This window comes from Streptomyces sp. NPDC086549 (genome assembly GCF_044746205.1).
Taxonomy (GTDB): domain Bacteria; phylum Actinomycetota; class Actinomycetes; order Streptomycetales; family Streptomycetaceae; genus Streptomyces.
In genome coordinates this window covers 85,192-109,578 of record NZ_JBIVBS010000009.1, presented here as the reverse complement: position 1 = coordinate 109,578, position 24,387 = coordinate 85,192, and the positions used below count along the sequence as shown (strand labels likewise).

Here is a 24,387-nt window from a genome sequence, read left to right as displayed (position 1 = left end):
GGAGGGCGGTCCATGTCGCTGAAACCCGAACCGGTTCTGCTGATCGTCACCAGTGCCGCGCTCGCTGCCGGAGGCGTTCTCTGGCTCGTCGGAGCACCCGGCCTGGCCGATCTGTGCTGGGGTCTGGGCACGCTCGTCGCGATCGGGCCCGCCATCGGCTGGGTGCTCTCCGCGTTGCGCCACGGCCACGCCGGCGTGGACCTGATCGCCGTCCTGGCGCTGGGCGGCACCCTGGCCGTGCACGAATACCTCGCCGGAGCGCTGATCGCGCTGATGCTCGCCACCGGACGCACCCTCGAGGCGGCGGCCCGGCGCCGGGCCTCCCATGACCTGCGGGCGCTGCTCGAACACGCGCCCCGCACCGCCCGGCGGCGCACCGGCACCCAGGTGCGCACGGTGCCGCTCGCCGAGGTCGTCGTCGGAGACGTGCTCGTCGTCGGCCCCGGCGAAGTGGTCCCCGTCGACGGACACGTGGTCGAGGGCCCGGCCGTACTCGACGAGTCGGTCCTCACGGGTGAGTCCGCGCCGGTCGAGTACGGGCACGGCCGGACCGTCCGCAGCGGTGTCGTCAACGCCGGCGGCGCGTTCGCACTGCGCGCGTCGGCCACCGAGCAGGACAGCACGTATGCGCAGATCGTACGACTGGCCCGGCAGGCAGGCGCCGAGTCCGCGCCCGTCGTCCGGCTGGCCGACCGCTACGCGGCCTGGTTCCTGCCACTGTCCCTGGCGGCGGCCGGGCTGGCCTGGCTGATCAGCGGCTCCGCCGTGCGGGCGGTGGCGGTGCTGGTCGTCGCCACGCCCTGCCCCCTGCTGCTCGCGGCGCCGGTGGCGGTCGTCTCCGGGCTGTCCCGGGCGTCCCGGCTCGGCGTGGTGGTCCGGGACGGCGGTGCGCTGGAGAACCTCGGGCGGGCGCGTACCCTCCTCCTCGACAAGACCGGCACCCTCACCCGCGGACGCCCGCACGTGCTGGAGGTGACCGGCGCACCGGGCTGGAAGCCGGCCGAGATTCTGCGCCTGGCCGCCTCCGTCGACCAGTACTCGCCCCACGTCCTCGCCCACGCGATCGTCGACGCGGCCCGCGAGCGCGGGCTGGAACCGTCCGCGGCCACCGGCGTGTCCGAGGAGCCGGGCCGGGGCGCCCTGGGAACTGTCGAGGGACACCGGTTGGCAGTCGGCCGACTCGACCTCGGTACGAATCGGGCTCCTTGGGTGCGCGCGACCCACAACCGGGCCCTCCTGGACGGGGCGGCCGTCGCCTGGCTCACCGTCGACGACCAGCCCGTCGGTGCGGTTCTCCTTCGCGATCCGCTCCGCCACGACGCGCCCCGGACCCTGCGCCGCCTGCGCGCGGCGGGCATCGAGCGGCTCGTGATGCTCACCGGCGACCGGCCCGAACCCGCCGGGGAGGTCGCCGCCGTCCTCGGCCTCGACGACGTGTGCGCCGATCTCACGCCCACGGACAAAGTGGCGGCCGTACGGGCGGAGGGTGAGCGTGCGGTCACCGTGATGGTCGGCGACGGGGTCAACGACGCTCCCGCCCTCGCGGCCGCGCACGTCGGCGTGGCGATGGGGGCGCGCGGTTCCTCCGCGTCCTCCGAAGCCGCCGATGTCGTCCTGACCAGCGACCGGGTGGACCGCTTGGCCGACGCCGTGGCGATCGCCGTGCGGTCTCGGCGGATCGCGGTGCAGAGCGCGCTCGGCGGGATGCTCCTGTCACTGGCGGCCATGGCCGCCGCCGCAGCCGGCCTTCTGCCGCCGGCCGCGGGAGCCCTGCTCCAGGAGGCCATCGACGCCGCGGTCATCCTCAACGCACTGCGCGCCCTGAACGTCGGCCAGGCGGCGGGGCCGGCCCTCGAACCCGCCACGGAGGCGCTCATCCACCGCTTCGCCGCCGAGCACGACGACCTGCAGGAGGTCCTGGAATCCGTGCGCGCCGCCGCCGACCGCCTCGCCGACGACAGCGGCTCGCAGTCCCTGGCGGCTGTGGCCGAGGCGCACCGGCTGCTCACCGAGCGGCTGCTGCCGCACGAGTACGCCGAGGAACATCAGCTCTATCCGGCGTTGGCCCCTGCACTCGGCGGACCCGAGGCGACCGCCACCATGAGCCGCGCCCATGTCGAGATCGAGCGGCTCGCCCGGCGCATCGCCACCCACCTCACCCTCGCCGACACCGACACGGGCCTGGCCCCTGAGCAACTCGACGACCTACGCGCCTGCCTGTACGGGCTGCACACCGTACTGCGGCTGCACTTCACACAGGAGGAGGAGAGCTACTTCTCCCTCGCCCCGTGAATCCTGGGTCAGGCCACGGTGAGATGGCTGTTCACCTCGATCACGTCGTCGATGCTTTCCACCTCCACCACCAGTCTGGACATCGCCGCCTGCGACATCCGCCCCTCCAGCTCCACCACTCCGTCGTGCACCGTCACCTCGACGGCGTCGCGGTCGGCCGGCGCGCAGAAGGCGGAGATCTTCGCTTCGACCTCCTGTCGTATTCCGGCATCGTCCCTGATGAGTGCCTGGAGCAGCGCGTCGCGCCGCACGACTCCGACGAGACGGCCCTCGTGATCCGCGACGGGAATCCTCTTCAGTCGCGAGAGCGCCGCGAGCCAGGCCGCCTCCGCAACGGTCGCGCCGGGAAGCACCGTGATCGCCGGACTGGTCATCAGGTCGGCCGCCGTCCGGCCGCTGGCCTTCTCGTACAGCCTCCGCTCTCGCAACCTGGCGATGGGTCCGGCCCGGTGGCCCGAGAAGGCCTCGAACGCGACCTTGGCCAGCAGGTCGGACTCCGACACCATGCCGGTCACCCGGTCATCGGCGTCCACCACGGGGAGGGCACCGACGTGTTCGCGAGCCAGCAGGCGCGCAATCTCGCGGTAGGACAGGTCGTCCCGCATGGACGCGGCGGGCACGTCCATCACATCCCTCACGAGCGTGGCCTCGCGCCCGGCGGACGGCTGGGTCGAGGGCTCCGAGGACCGGGCGGGCCGTTCCCGCGCCTGCGGGTGCGTCCTGGCGAGCGTGTCGGCCACGGGCGGCGCGCCCTGCCGCGCGGGTTCCGCGTGTCTGGCCGAGACCGCGGCCACGGCACCCAGATAGCGCAGGAGCATGTTCTGTCGTCATGCCTCGTCGGGACGCCAGTGGTGGGAGGGCACGCCACTGCGGGCCTCGGCGTCCGTGGAGAAGTTCTCGCGCTTGTTCATCGCGGCCTCCGGACTCCGTCAGGTTCCCTACTGTCCCAGTCTCCCCTCCGCCCACTCTCGGTGTAGAGCCGAACGGCCCTGGTGGAGCGGTCTGACGTCCCCGTCCGCTGCGCGCCCCGGCGGCAGCGGTGAAACTGAAGGAGCAGCGGATCGGCAGGAGGGCGGTCGTGATGAGCCTGCGGGACTTCCTCGAACGGTTCCAGCCGACGGGCACGCCGGGCGCGGCGGCCACCGGGGTTCCGGCCGATCGGGCGGCGGAACGCGCCGCGGAATCAGGACCTCCGCTCGCGCAGGTGACGGAGGCTCAGCAGGAGACGTCCCGGGCGGCGGGCCCGACTCGCGCCCGCCTCGCGGTCTCAGGCCCCGCGCTTGATCTCGATGTGCCTGGCCTCCGCCTTCTCCTCGCCGATGCCCACGCTGACGGTGAGCATGCCTTCGGCGTAGTCGGCCCTGAAGTCGTCCTCGTCGGCCCCGCGCGGGAGGGGTGATGGCGGCGGCCGGGCGGCCCCTGGTGGGCTTCTCGCTGCGCCGTACCCATGGCCCCTGGACCGGCCTGCAGTCGGCCCGGCCGGGTGCCCTGGTGGGCTTCCCCGCCACCAGCAACGTGGCCGCGGCGGCGGCCCTGGATATTCCGGCCGCAGGCACGATGGCCCACTCCTACGTGGAGGCGTTCCCCGGTGAGGAGGAGGCGTTCCGCGCGTTCGCGCGTACCCGTCCCGGCCCGGTCACCTTCCTCGTCGACGCTCATGACACCGACGGGGGGTGCGGGCGGCGGCCCGCGTCCTCACGGAGATCCGGCGCGGGCCCGGGTGCGCGATCCGTCTGGACAGCGGCGATCTCGGGGAGCTGTCGCGGCGGGCGCGTGCCACGCTCGACGCCGCCGGGCCGGCCGACGTGCGGATCATCGCCAGTGGCGGGCTCGACGAGTACTCCGTCGCCCGTCTGGTGCGGAGCGGGGCACCGATCGACGTGTACGCGGTGGGTACCCGCGGCCCCGGGCCGCAAGCAGGTCTTGCGGCGTTCCGGGCGGACGGACGTGATCGGCCTGTGGGAGGAGGACCCGGCGGACTCTGCGCGGCCGCTGCTGCGCACCGTCATGCGGGGCGGCCGGCGGACGGTCCCGGCGGACCGCTGGGAGGACGCACGCGCACGGTTCACCGGTGACATCGGCGGCCTGCCCACCGCCGCACGCAGGATCGACGATCCCGAACCGCTCCGACCGGTCCGGTCGAAGGCGCTGGAGGACCTGACGTCCAAGGTGCGCGCGGAGCTCGCGAGCCGGTACCTCCGGGGGGCACCTCACCATGCCCTCGGTCGGTGGGGCGAGGCGCGGGGCTCACCATTGGACCAACAGCCCTGGAAGGTACCGCGCTGATGAGCAGCTCATGAAAGCAGCGGAAGAATCCCACGCTGGAGGCGACGATGTCCCGACCGAGTGATCGTCGGCCGATCGTGGTGGGTGTCGAACCCGAGCCCGCCAAGCGGATGGTGCTGGCCTGGGCGGCCGACGAGGCCGCACGGCGCCGCGTACCCCTGCGCCTGGTGCACGCGGAAGGCGTGCCGACCAGGGGCTACCGGAGGCGGGAGCCCCCGCCGTCCTGGGAGGAATGGAACAAAACACTGCACGAGGCGGGCGAACGGACGCTCAAGGCGGCGGTGACCTTTGTGGAGGCCCGGCAACCGCAGATCGAGGTGGACTGGCTCCTCGCCGAGGGAGACCCCGCGTGGATCCTGCGGGAGCAGAGCCGGGACGCCACGGCTGTCGTGCTCGGGTCGCGGCATCTGAGCCGCGCGAAGGAGGTGTTCGGCGGGGCCTCGGTCGCCCTGCCGGTCGTGGCACACGCCCACTGCCCGGTGGTCGTCGTACCTGAGCCGGAGCACATCACCCAGCAGCCCGCGTACTTCGTGGTGGGCGTCGACGGAAGCGCGCGTTCCGGCGCAGCCCTCGACCTCGCCTTCGAGGAGGCGGCCCTGCACGGCGCCGCGTTGCGGGCCCTGTATGCGTGGCAGCCGGGACCGTTGGGCATCTTCGACGAGCACACGGAGCAGCAGGAGTGCCGGCGGGTGCTCTCCGAGGCCGTGGCAGGGCGCACGGAGCGGTATCCGGAGGTCGAGTTGCACCACGAGCTGGTCATCGGTCATCCCGTGCAGGTGCTGACCGAGCAGTCCTCCCATGCGCTGGGCCTCGTGGTGGGGACCCGGGGTCACGGAGGCTTCACCGGCATGGTGCTGGGCTCGGTGAGTCAGGGCGTCCTGCACTACGCGCACTGTCCTGTCATCGTCGTCCCGGACACGCCGCGCGAGCCGTGACACCGCACGGGCCTTCCACACCGGCGGCGCACCTCGGATGCGCCGTATCGCACGGGCGCCGTAGGCACCGCCTCGCGGCGCAGGTCAGGGCGAGTACCCGGCCCCGTCCCGGCCTTCCGCCTTCAGGACGGCGAGTTTGCGGCGGTACTCGTCCTCGTCGATCTCCCCGCGCGCGAACCGCTCGGCGAGCAGTTGTTCCGGCTCGGGGCGAGGGACGGAAGGACGCTGCCCAGGGCCGCGGTTCACGGCGCGGAAGAGCAGAACACCCGCGGCGATCAAGAGGCCCCAGAAAAGGATCATGCTCAACAACATGACGAACCATCCCCAACCGTTCATGTAGTGCGGATACCAGAACATCACCGTCGTCTCCTCGGTGGACGGGCGCGGATCGCGGACGTGCCCCGCCGCCGTCAGCCGTGCGGGACCAGCACGACCGGCCGGTTCACGTGGTGGATCAGCGCGTGGGCGACCGGGCCGGTGTGCGCTCCGATGCCGGCACGGCGGCTGTGGTGCCCCACCACGAGCAGGCCGGCCCCTTCGGCGGCCCGTACGAGGATGTGTGCCGCGTGGCCTTCGTGCAGGGTCTCGTGAACGGACACCGCGGGGTACTCGGTCCGCCACGGTTCGAGCAGAGCCGCCAGCGCGCGCTCCGCTGCCTCCCTGACGTGCGTACGCTCCTCGGCGCTCGGAACGCCCTTGCTGAGCGGCACGTGCCAGGCGTGCACCACGCGCAGCGGCGCCTGCCGGAGCTGGGCGGCCTGGAACGCGAAGTCAAGGACGTCGTCGCAGGTCCCGCCGAGGTCGACGGCGACCGCGACGTCACGGTGAGGGGTGCGGGTCGACGCCTTGCCGAAGGCGTCGGGCAGGTGCTCGTCCGTCGCGGTCTCGTCGGCCCGCACGAGCACGATCGGTCGTTCGACGTGGGCGATGGTGGCCAGGGCGACCGAACCGGACATGAATCCGCCCACACCGCCGAGTCCCAGGCTTCCGATGGCCAGCAATTCGGCGTTCTCCGCCTCGGCGAGCAACGCGCGGCGGGGCTGTTTCCGCAGCTGTTCGGCGGTGACGTACAGCTGCGGGTACCGCTCGTTCAACATCTCGACCGCGCCCCGCAGGGCCCGGCGGGCCTGGTACTGCGGCGCCCGCAGTTCGGGCAGGTCCGCGCGGACATCGTCCTCGGGCAGTCCCTCCCAGGCGTGCACCAACCGCAGGGGCAGTCCCCTGCGCAGGGCTTCCCGGCCCGCCCAGTCGGCCGCGGCCAGGCTCTCCCGGGAACCGTCCAGACCGACCACGATCGGTTTCAGCATGGCTGGTACCTCCCATGTCCATCCGTCACTGGATGCACGGCGCGCAGCGTCCCGGTCACACCGGCTGGGGCACGATCGCCACCGGACAGTACGCGTGGTGCAGCAGGGTGTGGCCGATGCGACCGAGCTGCAGGCCGAAGTGGCCCGCCCTGCGTCGTGCGCCGACGATCACCAGATCGGCGGCGGCCGAGCGCCGCACGAGGATCCGGTGGGCCGACCCCTCGACAGTCACGCTGCGTACCCGGACTCCCGGGTGGTCGCCCATGGCGTCGTGCAGCGCGGCGTCGAGCAGGTCCGAGGCCCGCTCCTCGTGCCGGCGTCCCGGTTCGCCGGCGAGCCCGCGGTGGTCGGCGGTCTCGTGCGCGGGGCAGCGCCAGGTCCGCACGGCGTCGAGGACGCACCCGCGCACCTCGGCCTCACGGAAGGCGAACCGCACGGCTTCCTCACTGGTGGCGGGGTCCCCCACGCCGAGCAGGATCCGGCCGTGGCTGCCGGCCAGACCGGCGCGGTCGCCCCGGACCACGATCACGGGACAGTGCGCGCGTGCCGCCACGGCCAACCCGACCGATCCGAGGAGCAGTCCCCTCAGCCCACCGCGGCCGCGCGATCCCGTCACCAGCGCGGAGGCGCTGTTGCCCTCGTTGAGGAGGGTTTCCGCCGCCTCCTCGGGGACGATGTCCGTGGTGACCTTCACGTCCGGGTGCCGCCGCACGGCGCGCTCCGCCGCGGAGGCGACGATGTGCTCGGCCAGCACGCGCTCGAACGGCCGTTCCGGGCTGCTCCGCGGGACGGCCCCCTCGTACCGCTCCCAGAGCGAGGCGTGCACGAGCCGGAGCGGCAGCCCGTGGCGAGCGGCTTCGTCCGCCGCCCAGTCCACCGCCTGCAGACTCGAATCCGATCCGTCGACGCCCACGACCAGGGGGAGTGTCATCATCGTGCCCACCGCCTTTCATCGAGTCGCCCTCGTCGGGTTCGGCCCATGCGCACTGCCCGCGCCCCCGAACTCAACAGCCCACGGAGGTGCGGTGATCGGACTGCTCACGTCCTTGCGGCTGCCGCGGCGTCGTGACCCTGCGCGTCCGACGGCTGAGCAGGCGGACAGCGACGTGGTCGAGCGTCGCGGCGAGGATCATCGTCAGGGCCACTGCCACGACCAGCAGAACCGCGAACCGTTCCCAGAACTCAGGTGTGAGGCTTGTGCCCACGGTCGTCCCCTCCTTCGGTCGGAGTCGTTCCCTCATCTCCAGCCAACTCCGACGTCGGTCTCAGCGCATGAGCCGAGCGGTCCGGTCCTCGGTTCGAAGGTCGGTCTCGACGAGAGACCGATCGGCCCTGGTGGCCCGGCGGCTCCTGTGGTGTGCTGGAGGTGGCGGGAAGGACCCGAAACAGACGCGGGGAAGCGGCCGACAACCGTGCACCGCGCTATCAGGATCCGCGAGAAGCGGATGGCGCCCTTCCCGCCCTGTCATGCTGTCGCCCCGTCGGGACCGGCTCAGCGGCACCGGGGCCGAACGCCCCATTGCCAGGTCCGAGCGGCCCGTGGTGCGCAGCTTTCTTCGCGCGCACGCTGGAATCAGAGATTCCACGTCGGAGGAGGAGATCATGCACGGTAGCCCGCACATCGTGAGCGACGTGATGACGCCCACCGTCGTCGCCGTCGGCCGTGACGCGCCGTTCAAGGACATCGTCAAGCTGATGGAGCAGTGGAAGGTCAGCGCCCTGCCCGTGCTGGAGGGCGAGGGCCGAGTGGTCGGCGTCGTCTCCGAAGCCGACCTGCTGCCCAAGGAGGAGTTCCGGGACAGCGACCCGGACCGGTTCACCCAGCTGCGCGGGCTGTCGGACCTCGCCAAGGCCGGCGGGCTGACCGCCGAGGAGCTGATGAGCACTCCGGCCGTGACCGTACACGCCGACGCCACGCTCGCGGAGGCCGCGCGCATCATGGCCCGTCGCAAGATCAAGCGACTGCCCGTCGTCAACGAGGTGGGCATGCTCGAAGGGGTCGTCAGCCGCGCGGATCTGCTCAAGGTGTTCCTGCGGGAGGACGAGGACCTCACGGAGGAGGTACGTCACGAGGTCATCGACCACCTGTTCCCCCTCTCCGCCGATCACATCCAGGTCGAGGCGTCCGAGGGTGTCGTGACCCTGACCGGCTGGGTCGAGAGCACGGCACTGGTACCCGTGGCCGAACGCCTCGCACGCGCAGTAGAGGGCGTCGTCGACGTCCGCTGCCGCCTCGCCCAGGCGTCGGTAACCAGCGGTCCTCGTACCTGACGTACTTGACGGTGTGCGCGGCCGGAAGACACCGGCCGCGCACACCGGGTGCGGCCCCGGCACGTCCCCCCGGTTCAGCCGTGCCGCACCGGAGCGGTCCTGGCCCCCGTCTTCTCCTCCGGGACCGGGACCCTGATGGTCAGCGCACCGCCCTTCATGGATGAGGGGCGTCGGCTAGCCGCGTGTCAGGGCGTCGGCGACACCGGCCGCCCACGTCTCGATCGCGGTGAAGTCCCGGAAGTCGCCGCCCTTTCCGGAACGCAGAATCATCCTGGCCATGCGTCCTTCGGCGCCTTCCTCAAGGCATCCTCCGAAGGTGATGTGATCCCGGACGTCCAGCCGGGTCATGGCCCGTTCGACGCCGGGCACCGGCGGGATGTTCCGCTCCGAGGCCGACGCGTCGAGGGGGCCGCTGCTGAAGAACCACACCGGGAGCTCCGCGAGTTCGGCACGGCGCCGACGGACGAAGCGCCGTGCGTCCTTGTGCCAGCGTCCGGCGTACAGGCCGCCGCCGACCACCACGGCGTCGTACGACGCCACACTCCCCACGGAACGGGCCGGCAGCGCGTCGGCCCGCAGTCCCTCCTTGCGCAGGACGTCGGCGACGGCTTCGGCGATCAGCGCCGTCGATCCGTTCTTCGTTCCGTAGGTGACCAACACGCTGCCGGTCATGGCGGAACGCCTCCTTTCACAGTCCGCGCGGCCGGCCCTCGGCCGCGTCCCGCAGTGCCTGAGTTCGCAGGCCCGCGTCGTCCAGGCGGTAGGTGAGTCCGTCGACCACGGCGACCACACCCTCGATCCGACGGGTCATGGAGAGGGCGATCTCCGTCTCGCTCCTGCGTTCCATGTGCCCGGTGAGCGTGACGACGCCCTCGGTCACGGAGACGTCGACACTGCGGGGCGGCAGCCACAGAGCGCGCACCAGTACCTCCTCGATGACCTCGTTGCGGAGCTCCTTGTCGGGCCGCAGGAAGACCTGCAGGAGATCGCGCCGGGTCACGATGCCGACGAGCCGGTCCTCCTCGTCGAGGACGGGGAGCCGCTCCACATGTCGCCGGGCCATGGTGCGGGCGGCCCGGGCGATGGTGTCGTGGGCGTGCACGGTGACGGGCGGTTCGGTCATCAGCTCACCGGCGGTGCGGGCCTTCGCCTTGGCGGCCCGGCGCCGGGCGCGCGGGGTCAGTGCGGCATGTCCGGTGCGGCGCTTCGTCCCGTACGGGCCGGGGTCTGTCGCCTGGCGCGTCATCAGATCCGTCTCGGAGACGACCCCGACGACCCTGTCGTCCTCGTCCACCACCGGCACTCCGCTGATCCCGTGGTCCGCGAGCATCCGGGCCACCGCCTTGAACGGGGTGTCGTAGTCGGCGCGGACGACATCCATGGTCATCACGGAGCCGACCTTGTCGTGCTTCATGTCCGTCCCCTCCTCAGCGGAGTCGGCGCAGGTACGGGTCCTGAGGTCGACGCGGCAGCAGACGCACCCGTGCGTCGAGCACGGTGACGCCGCCGGGGGCCGCCAGGACCGGGTTGAAATCGGCCTCGGCGAGTTGCGGCAGGTCCGCCGCCATCCTCGACAGCCGAAGGAGCAGTTGTTCCAGGTCGTCCAGGTCGACGGGGTGGTGACCGTTCGCGCCCAGCAGCAGTGGTGCGCAGCGCGGAGACGTGATCAGGTCGTGCACGTCGCGGTCGGTGAGCGGCGCGAGCCGGGCGGCATGGTCGGCCAGCACCTCCGTGGCCGTGCCGCCGAGTCCGAACAGGACCAGCGGGCCGAAGACCTCGTCCTGGACGACGCCCGCGAACAGGTCGGTGCCGCGCGCGGCGAGCGGCTGCACGACCACGCCGGACATCAGCCCCGCGAAACGGGTCTCCAGATCGCGGAACGCGGCCCGCACCTGCGAGCCACCACGCAGGTCGAGGTGGACCGCGTGCTGCTGGGTCTTGTGCAGGAGTCCGGGCCAGTGGGCCTTCATGACGACACGGCCGTCGAAGCCGCGCAGCCGGTCGGCGGCGAGCACGGCCTCGTCCTCGGTCTCGGCCCAGGCCCACGGGATCTGCGGGATGCCGTAGCAGGCCAGGAGGTCGGCACAGGTGCGTGGATCGAGCCAGCCGCCGTCGGGGTGCGCGGCGAGGTGGTCCTGGACGACCGTGCCGGCCCGCTCGGTCTCGATGCCGCCGAGGTCGGGGACTGTTCCGGCGGGCCGGGCGAGCCAGGCTGCCCGGTCGGCCGCGCGGGCGAGCGCGCGGGCCGCCGCCTGGGGTTCGGCGTACGAGGGGATCGCGCCGCCGTCGGTGGTGGGCAGCAGCCGTACCGGCAGGTCCTGCTCCAGGCGTACGGCGATCACGGGCCGCGCCCACCGTCCGGGTACTGCGGTGAGGGCACGCACCAGGTCGTCTCCGGTGGCCGCGGCGACCGCCGTGGGAACGAGTACCGCGACGACGGCGTCGATGCCCGGACACCGGGTGAGGCGGTCGACGCACTCCATGAGCTGTTCCTCGGACACCGCGGCGGTGGCATCGACCGGGTTTCCGATGGCGGCGCCGTCCGGCAGTACGCCGAGCAGTTCGTCGACCATGGCGGGCGTGAAGGGCGGGAGGGCCAGCCCCGCCTCCGCGCAGGCATCGGCAGCGAGGACGCCCGCGCCGCCCGCGTTGGTGACGATCGCGACGCGGGACCCGTCCGGCAGCGGCTGGGAGTGGAACAGGGCCGCGGTTTCCAGGAGTTCGCCGATCGAGCGGGTCGCGGTGATGCCGGCCTGGGTGAACAGGGCCTGGCGGGTCATGGTGCGGGTGGCGGCGGCCGCGGTGTGCGAGGCGGCCGCCTTGCGGCCCGCGTCCGTGCGACCGGCGTCGACGGTCAGCACCGGGATGCGGCGGGTCACGCGGCGGGCGGTGCGGGAGAAGGCCCGTGGGTTGCCGAAGGACTCCAGGTGCAGCAGCGCGAGCTCGGTACGGCGGTCGCTCTCCCACCACTGGAGCATGTCGTTGCCGCTGACGTCGTACTTGTCGCCGAGGGACACGAAGGACGAGACCCCGATGCCCAGCCGGGACAAGCCGTCGAGCAGTGCGATGCCGACCCCGCCGGACTGCACGGCGACACCGGCCGTCCCGGGGCGCGGGTGGTCGGCGGCGAACGTGGCGTCGAGGCGCAGTTCCGGGTCCGTGTTGGAGATGCCGAGGCAGTTGGGTCCGACGAGGCGCATGCCGTAGGTGCGGCACGCGGTCAGCAGGGCCTGGGCCTGGGAGGGGTCGAGTCCGGCGGTGACGACGACGAGGGCGCGCACCCCAGCCCGGCCGCACTCCTCGGCGACGGCCGGGACCGCGGCGGCCGGTACGGCCAGGACCACGAGGTCGGGGGTCTTGGGCAGGGCGCTGACGGACGGATAGGACGGCACTCCGAGAACCGACGTCACGGCGGGGTTCACGGCGAACAGCCGATGGGTGAAGCCGCCCGTGCGCAGGTGGTGGAGTACGGCCCGCCCCACCGACCCGGGTGTGCGGCCGGCCCCTACGACGGCGACGGCGCCGGGGTGCAGCAGTGGCTGGAGGCTGGCCACGTCGGCTGCCCGGCCACGGGCCTCGACGGCGGACAGGTAGGTGTCGTCCTCGTCGAGGCGGATGACGCAGCGCACCTCCGGTCCCTCGAAGCGCCGGGACGTGTGCAGGCCGAGGTCCGCGAAGAGCTGCAGCACCTGGCGGTTCTCGCTCAGGGCGTCCGCGGTGAAGGTGGTGACGCCCTCCGCCCGCGCCGCCGAGACCAGGTGCTCGACGAGCAGCGTGCCCACGCCCCGGTGGTGCAGGCCGTCGGCGACGGCGATGGAGATCTCCGCGTCGTCCTTCTCCCCGCCGGTGTCATATTCGGCGAGGCCGATGACCTGGCCGTTCGCCTCGGCCAGCAGAGCACGGTAACCGGGGTGCGCCGGGGCACAGGCCCGGTCGGCGGCCATGGCGGCCGACCGTCGGCTCGCCGCGAAGAACCGCAGGCGGAGATTCTCCGGCGACATCTCCTCGTAGAGACCCTGCAGCTGAGCGTGGTCACCCGGCAGAACCGGACGGATGCACACGGTGGTGCCGTCCGCGAGCAGAGCGTGGACCGAGGGCCGATGGAGCAGGTCGTCCGTCATCGCAGGTCTCCTCCTTCTTCGACACTTCGGTCGTCGGCTTCTTCGACACTTCGATCGTCGGGCGGTGTGGCGGGGCATCCCATGGGCTGTCCGGGGGCGGCCGGGGGGCCGGTCGGCCCCGGGCGCCGCTGATGGTCCCGGCTGTGACCCGCGGGGAGGGGGTGGTGGCCCCCTCCGGACGCGTCAGTCGTCCGCCACCAGGCCCGTGAGGTCCAGGAGACGGTTGGTGTAGCCCCACTCGTTGTCGTACCAGCCGAAGACCTTGGCCAGCGTGCCGTTGGCCTGGGTCAGGGCCGGGTCGAAGACGCAGGACGCCGGGTCGCCGATGACGTCCCGGGACACGATCGGGGCCTTCGAGACGCGCAGGATGCCGTTCAGCGGGCCCGCCGCGGCCGCCTCGAACACCGCATTGATCTCGTCCGCGGTCGCCTCCCGAGCGAGGACGACGGCGAGGTCGGTGAGCGAGCCGTCCTCGACGGGCACCCGGACCGCGATGCCGTCCAGTGCTCCGGCCAGCTCCGGGATCACCAGGCCCACGGCGCGGGCGGCTCCGGTGCTGGTGGGGATGATGCTCAGGGCCGCGGAGCGGGCCCGACGCAGGTCCTTGTGCGGCGCGTCGAGCAGGGACTGGTCGTTGGTGTAGCCGTGGATGGTGGTCATCACACCGCGCTCGATGCCGAAGGCGTCGTCGAGCACCTTCACCATCGGGGCGACGCAGTTGGTCGTGCAGGAGGCGGCGGAGACGATCCGGTCGCGGTGCCGGTCGTAGTCCCGGTCGTTGACACCCATCACTATGGTGGCGTCCACGCCCTTGCCGGGCGCCGACAGCAGCACGGTGTGGGCTCCGCCCTTCAGGTGCAGCGCCGCGGCGTCGCGGTCACGGAAGCGGCCGGTGGATTCGATGACGATTCCGGCGCCGTGGTCGGACCAGTGCAGGGCCGCGGGGTCGCGCTCGGCAGTGACTGCGATGCGTCGCCCGTCGACGGTGATGGAGCTGTCGTCGTGCCGGACGTCACGTCCGATGTGCCCGAACGTCGAGTCGTACTCCAGCAGATGGGCCAGCGTGGCGGGTGAGGTGATGTCGTTGATGGCGACCACTTCGACGTCCTGGGTGCCTTCTTCGGCCCGGTCGAGAGCGGCGCGGAGATACGAGCGGCCGATGCGGCCGAAGCCGTTGATACCGACACGTGCGGTCATGGTCGTGAATTCCTTTCGAGGTGAGGGATGGTCAGGAGTTCCGACTCAGTCGTGCGGGACCACGACGACGGGAGCGGTGCAGTGGTGCAGGACGGCGTGGGTCACGTGGCCGATGTGGGCGCCGAACGGGCTACGGCGAATGCGCCGGCCCACGACCACCAGCGACGCGTCGCGTGCGGCTTCCACAAGGAGGATCGCCGGGCTGCCGTAGCGGGACTCCTCGACGACCTCCACCTCCGGGTGCTTCTGCCGCCAGGGCCGCAGCACCTCGGTCAAGGCCGCGGAGTCGCTCAGGGACAGTGCCTCGTGCAGTACGGGAGTGGCGGGTGCGCCGTACGCGTAGTACGGCGGCGGGGTCCAGCCGTGGACGACGCGCAGGGACGTGCCGCGGCGCATCGCGGCGTCGAAGGCGAACTCGATCAGCGCCTCGTCCGGGTGCTCGACGTCGAGCCCGAGCACCACCGGCCGGAAGGGCGTCGCGGCGGACGCGATCCCCGCCGGATCCTTCTCGTGCTCGTCGCCGGCCTGCTCCCCGGCGCGGACGAGCACGACGGGTCGTTCCGCGTGCGCCAGGACGGAGAGACCGACGGAGCCGACCATGAACCCGCCGATCCCGCCGAGGCCGCGCGAACCGAGGACGAGCAGTTCGGCGGTCTTCGCCGCCTCCGCCAGTTCCTCGCCAGGACGGCCGGAGAGGTGCTCGCCGGTCACCTGGACACCGGGGTGGCGCAGGGAAATGCCCTCGGCTGCTTCCCGGGGGATCCGCTCGGTCCAGTGCTGGTGGGTCTCGGCTCCCAGCTGCGGGGCCTGCGCCATGGGCTCCGGTACCGGCTCCCAGACGTGGACGATCTTCAGGGGCAGGTCGCGCAACTGCGCCTCGCGGGCCGCCCATTCGGCGGCGGCCCGGCTCTCGGGGGATCCGTCGAGACCTACGGTGATGCTGCGGAGCATGAACTCCACCTCCAGGAGCGAGGGTTGGGATTCCAGCGTCGCGTTCGGGGGGTATCTCGCGCAGGGGCCAGTGGTCCCGGATCGGGGCCGACAGACCCTCCGCACGGCTCGGCGCGGTGGGCCGCGGCGGGCCCACCGCGCCGCCGGCGCTCAGCGCAGCCAGCCGTGGTCGCGGACGAACGGCAGCTTGGCCCAGAGCCTGCCCGCCCCCAGGGTGTCGCCCGCCGCGACAGCGGCCAGGACGATCAGGGTGACGGCGTAGATGACGTGGTAGTCGACGAACGGGTTCGTGGACATGCTCAGCGAGCCGTCCGACAGGTGCTTGGCGGGCGGCCATTCGGCGATCCACATCAACGCCATCATCGCGGTGCCGGCGACGGCGGCGATGCGCAGCGCGACCCCGGTGACGAGGGCGAGTCCGATCCCGAGCAGCCCTGCCATGAACAGCCAGTCCGCCCATGTGTCGCCGGCCCACGAGTGGAAGGTGGACTTCATCGGTCCGGCGGCGACGGAACCGAGAAAGCCCTTCGTCGGCGATCCGCCGTCGATCCAGCCCTTGCCGGACGGGGTGGCGTAGCCGAAGCCGAAGGTCTTGTCGAGGAAGGCCCACAGGAAGACGAACCCCGTGAGCAGGCGCAGGGACGCCAGGGCGTAGGCTCCTGCGGTACGCGTGCCGGTACCGGCCGACACGGCCGACTCGGACGCGGAGGCGGTCCGGTGCCTGCGGAACGACGGCAGGTGGAAACCTGAGCTCCGGTGAGGATGCTCGTGCACGGCCATGGTCGTAATTCCCTTCAGGGGCGGTCGGGTCGATGCCTGATGCCCCTGACTGTCGTCCCGCACGCCGAGCGGCACCGGATGCCGAAGGTCTGCGACCACTGGGCTGAACGTCCCTATCCGCAAGGCCGGTTGAGCCCGCGCTCCTGATGGCCGCCGTCGGCCCGCTCGCCCAACACCCTCATCTGCTCGGCGAGTTCCTCGCGGTGGCCGCACGGAACATGCACCGCCGGTCAGGCCGCGTCGGCCGCGCAAAAGGAGCCGCTACATCAACGGGCCACGTCCGCCTTCCCCGCCCTCCGGGCTCAGGCCCGTGTGCTCCCGGATGACTGCGGCCACGGTGTCGGGATCGTCCGGGGTGATGAACGGGCGGACGAACCGTCCGAGGTCCAGGACGAGACCGATGCTCTTCCTGGGGCGCTCTGGATCCAGGCTCGCCCAGTAGCGCGGGTGGGCCGTGCCCCAGATCCGCCCCCGTCCGGTGAGGAAACCCAGCTCGACACGGCGGACTCCGCGGATCGCGGCGTAAGGAATGGCCTTGCTGCCCCACGGGAAGTAGTAGGCGCGAATCCGAAGGCTGTCATCCGTACAGGTGATCCAGCGATCCCGATACCTGCTGTCCATGATCCGCTCCCCTCCTGATCCGGTGAGTGACCATCATGCTCCGGCACGTTGACGCTCCGCCAACGATCAACCTGCTCAGCCCACCGGACGCAACAGTGCTCTTCCGGTGACCGCCCGCGGCCGTGTCCGGCTGAGCCACGGATCGCGCACAGGGCCCCGGTCACGGCTGTCAGCGGGCCGAATAGGATCTGGGCTGCCCGGACGGCCTATTAACACATGCGTTCGCATGCGGACAGGGCCGGTCGGGCATGATGCGGAGGTGCCGACGGCACCTTTCCGGAGGGAGTGGAAATGGCGGAGAGTCCGCCCGAGGAGCGCAGGAGCAGTCCGGCGGCGCCTCAGTTGCGGCTGGATGAGCTCCTGGAGGGGCTGCAGGCGCAGGTCGAGCAGGTGCGGGCGACCCGGGACCGGGTGCACACGCTGCTGGATGCGGTACTCGCCATCGGCTCCGAACTGGATCTTGACGTGGTGCTGCGGAGGATCACCGAGTCCGCGGTGAGCGTGGTGGACGCGCAGTACGGGGCACTCGGGGTGGTGGGCGAGGAAGGACGGATCAAACAGTTCATCACCGTCGGCGTGGACGAGGAGGCCATCGATGCGATCGGCCACTATCCCGACGGCCAAGGCATCCTGGGACTGCTGATCCGTGAACCCGAGCCGCTGCGGCTGGCCGACCTGGGCCGGCATCCCGATTCGGTGGGCTTCCCGGAGGGCCACCCGCCGATGACCACGTTCCTCGGGGCACCGGTGCGCGTCCGCGACCGCGTTTTCGGAAACCTGTATCTGACCGACAAGCGCGACGGCGCGGAGTTCGACGACGATGACGAGGCGGTGCTGCGCACGCTCGCGGCAGCGGCAGGCGTGGCGATCGACAACGCCCGCCTGTACGAGGACACCCGCCGCAGGGAGCGGTGGCTGACCGCGAGCAGCGAACTGACCCGCAGCCTCCTGTCCGGCACCGATCCGGACCGGGTGCTGCACCAGGTCGCGTCGACCGTCAGAGCTCTGGCGGACGCGGACCTGGTGACGCTGGCGGTGCCGCTCGACGGCGGCGAGCTGGTGATCGAGGCCGCCGACGGGGAGGGCGCCGAGCGGGTGCGCGGGTTGGTACTGCCGACCACCACGCTGGCCGCGAAGGTCTATCAGTCCAATGAGCGGATCACCAGCGGTGCACTGTCCCACGAGCCGCAGGCAGGCGGCGGATCCGCGGCACAGATCGACCTCGGACCCGGGTTCCTGCTCCCGCTCGGCGGGGGCAGGCACGTGCGCGGGGTCTTGCAGGTCGCCAACCTGCCGGACGGTGCCGAGTTCTCCGACGCCACCATGACCATGATCGACGGCTTCGCCGATCAGGCTGCGCTGGCGCTGGAGATCGCCGACCACCGGCGCGAGGCCGAACACCTGCTCGTCCTGTCCGATCGCGACCGCATCGCCCGCGACCTCCACGACCTGGCCATCCAGCGGCTCTTCGCCTCCGGCCTGACCCTGAACTCGGTGGTCGGACGGCTCTCCGACCGGCCCCAGGTGGCCGAACGCGTTCAACGGGTGGTCGACGACCTCGACGACACGATCAAGACCGTGCGGGGCACGATCTACGCGCTGCGCGAGCGAGACCGTGCCGACGGACGTGGCGGGCTGCGCGCGAATCTGCTGGCCGAGACCGACCAGGCTGCCGCCATGCTCGGATTCACCCCGGCCCTGCGCATGACCGGCCTGCTCGACACCGGCGTGCCGGTCGGCCATGCCGAGCACCTTCTGGCCGTGCTGCGCGAGACCCTGTCGAACACCGCCCGACACGCGCACGCCACCGCCGTCGAGGTCACCGCCGAGACGGACGGCGAGCGACTACGCCTGCGCGTCACCGACAACGGCCGGGGCCTCGACCCCAGCATCACCCGCCGTAGCGGCCTGGACAACCTTTGCCAGCGCGCCACCGGCCTCGGCGGCAGCTTCACCCTCGCGCCGAACGAACCCGTCGGCACCGTCGCGGAATGGACGGTGCCCCTCCCCTCTCAGGAGGAGGCCTGAACTCCGCCTCGGTGGCGCTCGAAGTACCCGTCACATGAGCCGACGCGGTGCTCCGGTCCCGGGCCAGGCGTCCCGGCTGCGGTCGGACGGCACGGCTACGCCGGGGCCACGCCGCGACCAGGGGTGCCTGGTCTGCGGACCGGCGTTCCTGGCCGCTTTCCGCTGCCGGGGCGGCGTGTGGCAGGGGCCACCGGTCCCTGCCACGGCGCGGACGGTCCCCGGTCCGGCAGGCGGTCGCTGGGCGGCGGAGGACGCCGAAGAGGGCCGAACGGCCCTACCCCTGCACGGTGCCTACCAGAACGATGGGCGGATGCCCCAAGACGACGGCTTTCGCGCACTCGACCGGCAGGAGTGCCTGCGCCTGCTGAGCAAGGTGCCGATCGGCCGTGTGGTGTACACCCGCCGGGCGCTGCCCGCGGTCCTGCCGGTCAACTTCTCCCTGGACGCGGACTCCTCTGTCGTGCTGTTCACGTCATCGGGCTCCGACCTCGTCCGCGCCATCGACGGTGTCGTGGTCGCCTTCGAGGTGGACGACTTCAGGGAAGAGACCCGGTCGGGCTGGAGCGTGGTGGTCACCGGCAGGGCGCAGGTCGTGAACGACCCGGCCGAGCACGAGCGTCTGTCACGTACCGGCCCTCGCTCCTGGATGCCGGTGCGGGGCGGGGTCTTCGTACGGATCGAGTCCGAGATCGTCACCGGACGCACGGTCCAGGGGTCCCATCGGCGCGACGCAGTTGGTGGTGCATGAGCCGCACGGGCGCCGGACCAGGGGCGTTCGCCCCCGGACCGGGACCCGTACGGAGGCTCAGTGCCGTTCGTTCTTGAGCCGGTCCTGGGCCTGCGTGGCGATGACCGCGGCCTGGACGCGCCGCTCCACACCGAGCTTGGCCAACAGGCGCGAGATGTGGTTCTTCACCGTCTTCTCGGCGAGGTACAGCCGCTCGCCGATCTGCCGGTTGGTCAGGCCCTCGCCGATCAGGGTCAGGATCTCCCGCTCGCGGTCGGTCAGGCCGGGCAGCGTGTCCGGTTCCTGTTCCTGCTCCTGAGCGCCGCGCAGGCGGGCCATCAGCCGGGTGGTGGCGCTGGCGTCCAGCAGGGACTGGCCGGCGGCGACCGTACGCACGGCGGACACCAGGTCCGTGCCCTGGATCTGCTTCAGGACGTATCCGGACGCGCCCGCCATGATCGAGTCGAGCAGGGCCTCCTCGTCGTCGAACGAGGTCAGCATCAGGCAGGCCAGGTCCGGCATGTGTGAACGCAGTTCGCGGCACACGGTCACCCCGTCGCCGTCGGGCAGGCGCACGTCGAGCACCGCCACCTGGGGACGCAACGCGGGGACGCGCACCAGTGCCTGCTCCACCGTCCCGGCCTCACCGACCACGGTGATGTCCGGCTCGTCGTTCAGCAGGTCCCGTACCCCGCGCCGTACCACCTCGTGGTCGTCCAGCAGGAAGACCCGGATCGGGCTGTCGCTACCGGGCCGCTTGCTGTCCGCCATTGAGTGCTCCTCTTCCCGCATGTCTGTTCTCTGGTACCGGAACGAGCCCGGTGAGCCTCCATTGTTCCTGTCCGGTCAAATCCTGCGGGATCCGGGGACCTACGGCCAGGGCCGAGCAGCCCCGCGGCCGGGACGTCCAGGACCTCCTGTCGAGCCACGGCTCGTTCGACGCTGGTAGCGCATCGCCCCGAACAACTCTCCAGGAGCAGGCAATGAAGGCAGCAGTCGTCCGGTCCTTCGGCGAGCCGCTGGTGATCGAGGAGCGCCCCGACCCGCAGCCCGGCCCGGGCCACGTCCGCATCCGTCTCGAGGCATCGGGGCTGTGCCACACCGACATCCACGCCGCCCACGGCGACTGGCCCGTCAAGCCCACCCTGCCGTTCGTCCCCGGCCACGAGGGCGTCGGCATCGTCGAGGCGCTCGGCGAGGGAGTGACCTACCTGGAGATCGGCCGGCGGGTGGCAGTGCCCTGGCTGGGCTGGGCCTGCGGTCGGTGCGAGCACTGTCTGTCCGGCTGGGAGACGCTGTGCGAGCAGCAGCAGAACACGGGCTACGGCGTCGACGGTGGCTACGCCGAGAAGATGCTCGCCCCGGCCGACTTCGCCACCCCGGTCCCTGACGGCGTCGACCCGCTCGACGCCGCCCCGCTGACCTGCGCCGGCGTCACCACGTACAAAGCTCTGAAGGTCGCCGGGGTCCGCCCTGCCCAGCTGGTGGCGGTCTCCGGCGTCGGCGGACTCGGGCGCCTCGCCGTGCAGTACGCGAAGATCGCCGGAGCCACCGTCGCCGCGATCGACGTCACCGACGAGAAGCTGGCCCTCGCCCGCGAGCTCGGCGCGGACATCCTCGTCGATGCCCGCAAGGAGGACCCGGCCGAGGTGCTCAAGCGGCACGGCGGCGCCCACGCGGCCATCGCGCTGGCGGTCGACGAGCGGGCGTTCGCCTCCGTGTACGGAGGTCTGCGGCGCGGCGGCAAGCTGGTCATGGTCGCCCTGCCCGCCGGGGGCACCATCCGGATCCCGATCTTCGACACGGTTCTGAACGGCACCTCCGTCATCGGCTCCATCGTCGGCACCCGCCAGGACCTGGACGAGGTGTTCCGGATCCACGCCGCCGGACGGACCAAGGTCATCTACGAGGCCCGGCCGCTGGAGACCGTCAACGAGTCGATCGCCGAGGTCCTCGACGGACAGGTCAAGGCACGCATCGTCTTCGAGATGTGACCCGTTCCCACTGCCCACCGCGCGTCGAGCGCCCGCAGCAGTGCACCGCCCGGCGCGCGGCCGGGCCCGCACCTCTCAGGCACCAGTAGCCGAAAGGAAGAACACATCGTCATGGACCGCTACGTGTACGCGTTCGCCGAGGGTGGCCGCGACATGGCCGGCCTGCTCGGCGGCAAGGGAGCCAACCTGGCCGAGATGACCCGGATGGGCCTGCCCGTCCCGCCCGGGTTCACCGTCACCACCGAAGCCTGCCGCGCCTATCTCGCCACCGGCGCGGAGCCCGACGGGATGTCCCACGCGATCTCCGGGCACCTGTCACTGCTGGAGGCGGGTGCGGGGCGGTTGCTGGGGCAGCCCGACGACCCGCTGCTGCTGTCGGTCCGCTCCGGCGCGCGGTTCTCCATGCCCGGCATGATGGAGACGATCCTGGACATCGGTCTCAACGACGAATCCGTTCACGGCTTGGCCAAGTCCTCCGGGAACGAGCGTTTCGCCTGGGACTCCTACCGCCGCCTTGTGCAGATGTTCGGCAGCACCGTGATGGGTGTCGACGGCGCCCTGTTCGAGGAGGTGATGGCCGACTTCAAGCAGGCCCGCGGGGCGGCGGACGATCTCGGCCTGGACGCGGCGGATCTGGCCGAGCTCGTCGAGGCGTACAAGGAGCTGATCCGGCAGGAGACGGGTGAGCGTTTCCCCCAGTCCCCGGCCGAACAACTCCAGCGCGCGGTCCTTGCCGTCTTCGCGTCGTGGAACGGCGAGCGCGCCCGTCTCTACCGCCGCCGGGAGCACATCCCCGACGACCTGGGCACCGCGGTCAACGTGCAGACCATGGTCTTCGGCAACCTCGGCCCCGACTCCGGCAGCGGCGTCGCCTTCACCCGCGACCCGGCGACCGGACGGCCCGGGCTGTACGGCGACTACCTGCCCAACGCACAGGGCGAGGACGTCGTCGCCGGCATCCGCAACACCGTGCCGCTGACCGAGCTGGAACGGCTGGATCCACGGTCGTACGCCCAGCTGTGCGACCACATGCGGACTCTGGAAGGGCACTACCGGGACCTGTGCGACATCGAGTTCACCATCGAACGCGGTCGGCTGTGGATGCTGCAGACCCGGGTGGGCAAGCGCACCGCGGAGGCCGCGTTCGCCATCGCCGCCGAGCTCGTCGACGAGGCCCTGATCACCCCCGACGAGGCCCTGGCTCGCGTCGATGGCGGCGGCCTCGCCCATCTGATGTTCCCCCGGTTCGACGCATCGGCCGTCGGCGAGGCGCTCGCGCACGGCCTGTCGGCCTCGCCGGGCGCCGCCGTCGGCGCCGCGGTGTTCGACTCCGCCGAAGCCGTCCGGCGGGCCGCCGCGGGCGAGAAGGTCGTCCTGGTACGCCAGGAGACCGCGCCCGACGACCTGCCGGGCATGATCGCCGCACAGGCCGTACTGACCAGCCACGGCGGCAAGACCAGCCATGCCGCCGTCGTCGCCCGCGGCATGGGCAAGGTCTGCGTCTGCGGTGCCGAAGCAGTCGCCGTGGACACCCGGGCCCGCCGGTTCACGGTGGGCGACACCGTCGTCGAAGAGGGCACGGTGATCTCCGTGGACGGCTCCGAGGGCACCGTCCACCTGGGCGCCGCTCCGCTGGTCGACTCCGCGGTGATGCGGTACTTCGAGACGGGCGAGCGTTCGGGCGGGGTGGTCGAGGCCGTGGCCCGCGCCATGGACAGGGCCGACGAAGTACGGCGGATGGAAGTGCGGGCGAACGCCGACACCCCCGAGGACGCCGCCCGGGCCCGCCGGTTCGGGGCGCAGGGCATCGGGCTGTGCCGCACCGAACACATGTTCCTCGGCGCACGTCGCAAGCTGGTCGAGGAGATGATCCTGGCCCGGACGGACGTCGAGCGCGAGCGGGCGCTCAAGGCCCTGTTGCCGCTGCAGCGGACGGACTTCACCGGCATCCTGGAGGCGATGGACGGGCTGCCGGTCACCATCAGGCTCATCGACCCGCCCCTGCACGAGTTCCTGCCCGACCGCACGGAACTCGCCGTGCGCGTCGCCGCCGCCGAGGCCCGCGGCGACGTCCCGGACCCGCACGACGCGGATCTGCTGGACGCCGTGAACCGCATGCACGAGGAGAACCCGATGCTTGGCCTGCGCGGGGTCCGGCTGGGGCTGGTCGTACCCGGACTGGTCGCCATGCAGGTGCGTGCCATCGCCGAAGCGGTCGTGGAACGCGTCCGGGCCGGCGGCTCCCCCGAGGCGGAGATCATGGTGCCGCTCGTCGGTGCCGTGGAGGAGCTGCGCATCGAGCGGGAAGAGGTGGAACGGGTGCTGGCCGAGGTCTCCGAAGAGTCCGGCGTCCCCGTGCACTGCCCCGTCGGTACGATGATCGAACTGCCCCGGGCTGCCCTGACCGCGGGCCGGATCGCCGAGGAGGCGGAGTTCTTCTCCTTCGGCACCAATGATCTCACCCAGACCACCTGGGGATTCTCCCGCGACGACGTCGAGGCGGCGTTCTTCTCCGCCTACCTCGACAAGGGCATCTTCGCCGCCTCGCCGTTCGAGACGCTGGACCGTACGGGCGTGGGCCGGCTGATCCGGATCGCCGTCGACGAAGGACGCGCGGCACGGCCCGGCCTGAAGATCGGCGTCTGCGGCGAGCACGGCGGGGATCCGGGCTCCGTCCACTTCTTCCACACCGCGGGCCTCGACTACGTCTCCTGCTCGCCCTTCCGCGTACCGGTCGCGCGTCTGGAGGCCGGACGGGCCGCGCTCAGCGGGACGGAAGGGAGCGACAGCAGGTGACGGAACGAGACTGGTGAGGGGACCTGCCCATCGAGGGGTGGGCAGGTCAGTCCCCTGGAACAGGACAATCGGCCCCTGCGC

General features: G+C 71.8%; 22 protein-coding genes. 9 read left to right on the top strand and 13 right to left on the bottom strand.

The genetic code is table 11. The annotated features are described in order from the left end of the window. Window positions 1-12 precede the first annotated feature (12 nt). Window positions 13-2,292, top strand: a complete 2,280-nt coding sequence (locus ACIPSA_RS26955; protein WP_402638805.1) for a heavy metal translocating P-type ATPase — start codon at window positions 13-15, stop codon at window positions 2,290-2,292. An 8-nt stretch (window positions 2,293-2,300) separates the two neighbouring features. Here the strand turns inward: ACIPSA_RS26955 and ACIPSA_RS26950 are convergent, their stop codons facing one another. Beyond that, window positions 2,301-3,110, bottom strand: a complete 810-nt coding sequence (locus ACIPSA_RS26950; RefSeq protein ID WP_402638802.1) for a CBS domain-containing protein — start codon at window positions 3,108-3,110, stop codon at window positions 2,301-2,303. A gap of 263 nt (window positions 3,111-3,373) precedes the next feature. On the opposite strand from ACIPSA_RS26950, the gene ACIPSA_RS26945 reads away from it, so the two are divergent. From ACIPSA_RS26945 to ACIPSA_RS26935, 3 genes are read left to right on the top strand one after another with little or no spacing between them, the layout of a single operon-like run. Further along, a complete protein-coding gene (locus ACIPSA_RS26945) occupies window positions 3,374-3,691 on the top strand; it encodes a hypothetical protein (RefSeq protein WP_402638801.1) in 318 nt (105 codons plus the stop codon). Then, window positions 3,691-4,578 carry a hypothetical protein gene (locus ACIPSA_RS26940; RefSeq protein WP_402638799.1) on the top strand — a complete coding sequence of 296 codons (888 nt, stop codon included), beginning with the start codon at window positions 3,691-3,693 and terminating at the stop codon, window positions 4,576-4,578. Before ACIPSA_RS26945 ends, ACIPSA_RS26940 begins: the two co-directional genes overlap by 1 nt. A 47-nt stretch (window positions 4,579-4,625) precedes the next feature. Then, window positions 4,626-5,513 carry a universal stress protein gene (locus ACIPSA_RS26935; RefSeq protein ID WP_402638797.1) on the top strand — a complete coding sequence of 296 codons (888 nt, stop codon included), beginning with the start codon at window positions 4,626-4,628 and terminating at the stop codon, window positions 5,511-5,513. Window positions 5,514-5,597: 84 nt separating this feature from the next. On the opposite strand, the gene ACIPSA_RS26930 is transcribed toward ACIPSA_RS26935, so the two are convergent. The 4 genes from ACIPSA_RS26930 to ACIPSA_RS26915 form a co-directional block, all read right to left on the bottom strand. Next, window positions 5,598-5,813: an SHOCT domain-containing protein gene (locus tag ACIPSA_RS26930; protein WP_402638795.1), complete on the bottom strand. Its 216-nt coding sequence runs from the start codon at window positions 5,811-5,813 to the stop codon at window positions 5,598-5,600. Between the two features lie 110 nt (window positions 5,814-5,923). Beyond that, window positions 5,924-6,820, bottom strand: a complete 897-nt coding sequence (locus ACIPSA_RS26925; RefSeq protein ID WP_402638793.1) for a universal stress protein — start codon at window positions 6,818-6,820, stop codon at window positions 5,924-5,926. Window positions 6,821-6,875: 55 nt separating this feature from the next. Next, the gene (locus tag ACIPSA_RS26920) at window positions 6,876-7,754 is read right to left on the bottom strand and encodes a universal stress protein (RefSeq protein ID WP_402638792.1); all 879 of its coding nucleotides are present in this window, start codon (window positions 7,752-7,754) and stop codon (window positions 6,876-6,878) included. Between the two features lie 70 nt (window positions 7,755-7,824). Then, window positions 7,825-8,025 carry a hypothetical protein gene (locus tag ACIPSA_RS26915; RefSeq protein ID WP_402638789.1) on the bottom strand — a complete coding sequence of 67 codons (201 nt, stop codon included), beginning with the start codon at window positions 8,023-8,025 and terminating at the stop codon, window positions 7,825-7,827. A gap of 397 nt (window positions 8,026-8,422) precedes the next feature. On the opposite strand from ACIPSA_RS26915, the gene ACIPSA_RS26910 reads away from it, so the two are divergent. Continuing rightward, window positions 8,423-9,091, top strand: a complete 669-nt coding sequence (locus tag ACIPSA_RS26910; RefSeq protein ID WP_402638788.1) for a CBS domain-containing protein — start codon at window positions 8,423-8,425, stop codon at window positions 9,089-9,091. Between the two features lie 174 nt (window positions 9,092-9,265). On the opposite strand, the gene ACIPSA_RS26905 is transcribed toward ACIPSA_RS26910, so the two are convergent. The 7 genes from ACIPSA_RS26905 to ACIPSA_RS26875 form a co-directional block, all read right to left on the bottom strand. Continuing rightward, on the bottom strand, window positions 9,266-9,763 hold the full coding sequence (locus ACIPSA_RS26905) for a flavodoxin domain-containing protein (RefSeq protein ID WP_402638786.1): 498 nt from the start codon (window positions 9,761-9,763) through the stop codon (window positions 9,266-9,268). A 16-nt stretch (window positions 9,764-9,779) separates the two neighbouring features. Beyond that, window positions 9,780-10,505: a CBS domain-containing protein gene (locus ACIPSA_RS26900; protein ID WP_402638784.1), complete on the bottom strand. Its 726-nt coding sequence runs from the start codon at window positions 10,503-10,505 to the stop codon at window positions 9,780-9,782. A 13-nt stretch (window positions 10,506-10,518) separates the two neighbouring features. Next, window positions 10,519-13,212, bottom strand: a complete 2,694-nt coding sequence (locus ACIPSA_RS26895; RefSeq protein WP_402638781.1) for a GNAT family N-acetyltransferase — start codon at window positions 13,210-13,212, stop codon at window positions 10,519-10,521. Window positions 13,213-13,395: 183 nt separating this feature from the next. After that, window positions 13,396-14,409 (bottom strand): type I glyceraldehyde-3-phosphate dehydrogenase, encoded by a 1,014-nt coding sequence (gap, locus tag ACIPSA_RS26890; RefSeq protein WP_402638778.1) that lies wholly within the window; start codon window positions 14,407-14,409, stop codon window positions 13,396-13,398. A 45-nt stretch (window positions 14,410-14,454) separates the two neighbouring features. Then, window positions 14,455-15,360, bottom strand: coding sequence for a universal stress protein (locus ACIPSA_RS26885; RefSeq protein ID WP_402638775.1), 906 nt, complete (start codon window positions 15,358-15,360; stop codon window positions 14,455-14,457). A gap of 150 nt (window positions 15,361-15,510) precedes the next feature. Further along, a complete protein-coding gene (locus tag ACIPSA_RS26880) occupies window positions 15,511-16,140 on the bottom strand; it encodes a hypothetical protein (RefSeq protein WP_402638773.1) in 630 nt (209 codons plus the stop codon). A 261-nt stretch (window positions 16,141-16,401) separates the two neighbouring features. Further along, entirely contained in the window at window positions 16,402-16,761 is a 360-nt protein-coding gene (locus tag ACIPSA_RS26875) for a hypothetical protein (RefSeq protein ID WP_402638771.1), read from the bottom strand. Between the two features lie 291 nt (window positions 16,762-17,052). On the opposite strand from ACIPSA_RS26875, the gene ACIPSA_RS26870 reads away from it, so the two are divergent. Then, a complete protein-coding gene (locus tag ACIPSA_RS26870) occupies window positions 17,053-18,789 on the top strand; it encodes a GAF domain-containing protein (RefSeq protein WP_402638769.1) in 1,737 nt (578 codons plus the stop codon). A 310-nt stretch (window positions 18,790-19,099) separates the two neighbouring features. Next, window positions 19,100-19,537 carry a pyridoxamine 5'-phosphate oxidase family protein gene (locus ACIPSA_RS26865; protein WP_402638767.1) on the top strand — a complete coding sequence of 146 codons (438 nt, stop codon included), beginning with the start codon at window positions 19,100-19,102 and terminating at the stop codon, window positions 19,535-19,537. Between the two features lie 57 nt (window positions 19,538-19,594). Here the strand turns inward: ACIPSA_RS26865 and ACIPSA_RS26860 are convergent, their stop codons facing one another. Beyond that, window positions 19,595-20,287, bottom strand: a complete 693-nt coding sequence (locus ACIPSA_RS26860) for a response regulator (protein ID WP_402638765.1) — start codon at window positions 20,285-20,287, stop codon at window positions 19,595-19,597. A gap of 212 nt (window positions 20,288-20,499) precedes the next feature. Here ACIPSA_RS26860 and ACIPSA_RS26855 point away from each other — a divergent pair, with 212 nt between their 5' ends. Then, window positions 20,500-21,510, top strand: coding sequence for a zinc-dependent alcohol dehydrogenase (locus tag ACIPSA_RS26855; protein ID WP_402638764.1), 1,011 nt, complete (start codon window positions 20,500-20,502; stop codon window positions 21,508-21,510). Between the two features lie 111 nt (window positions 21,511-21,621). Beyond that, window positions 21,622-24,306 carry a pyruvate, phosphate dikinase gene (gene ppdK, locus ACIPSA_RS26850; protein ID WP_402638762.1) on the top strand — a complete coding sequence of 895 codons (2,685 nt, stop codon included), beginning with the start codon at window positions 21,622-21,624 and terminating at the stop codon, window positions 24,304-24,306. The last annotated feature ends 81 nt before the right edge of the window (window positions 24,307-24,387 follow it).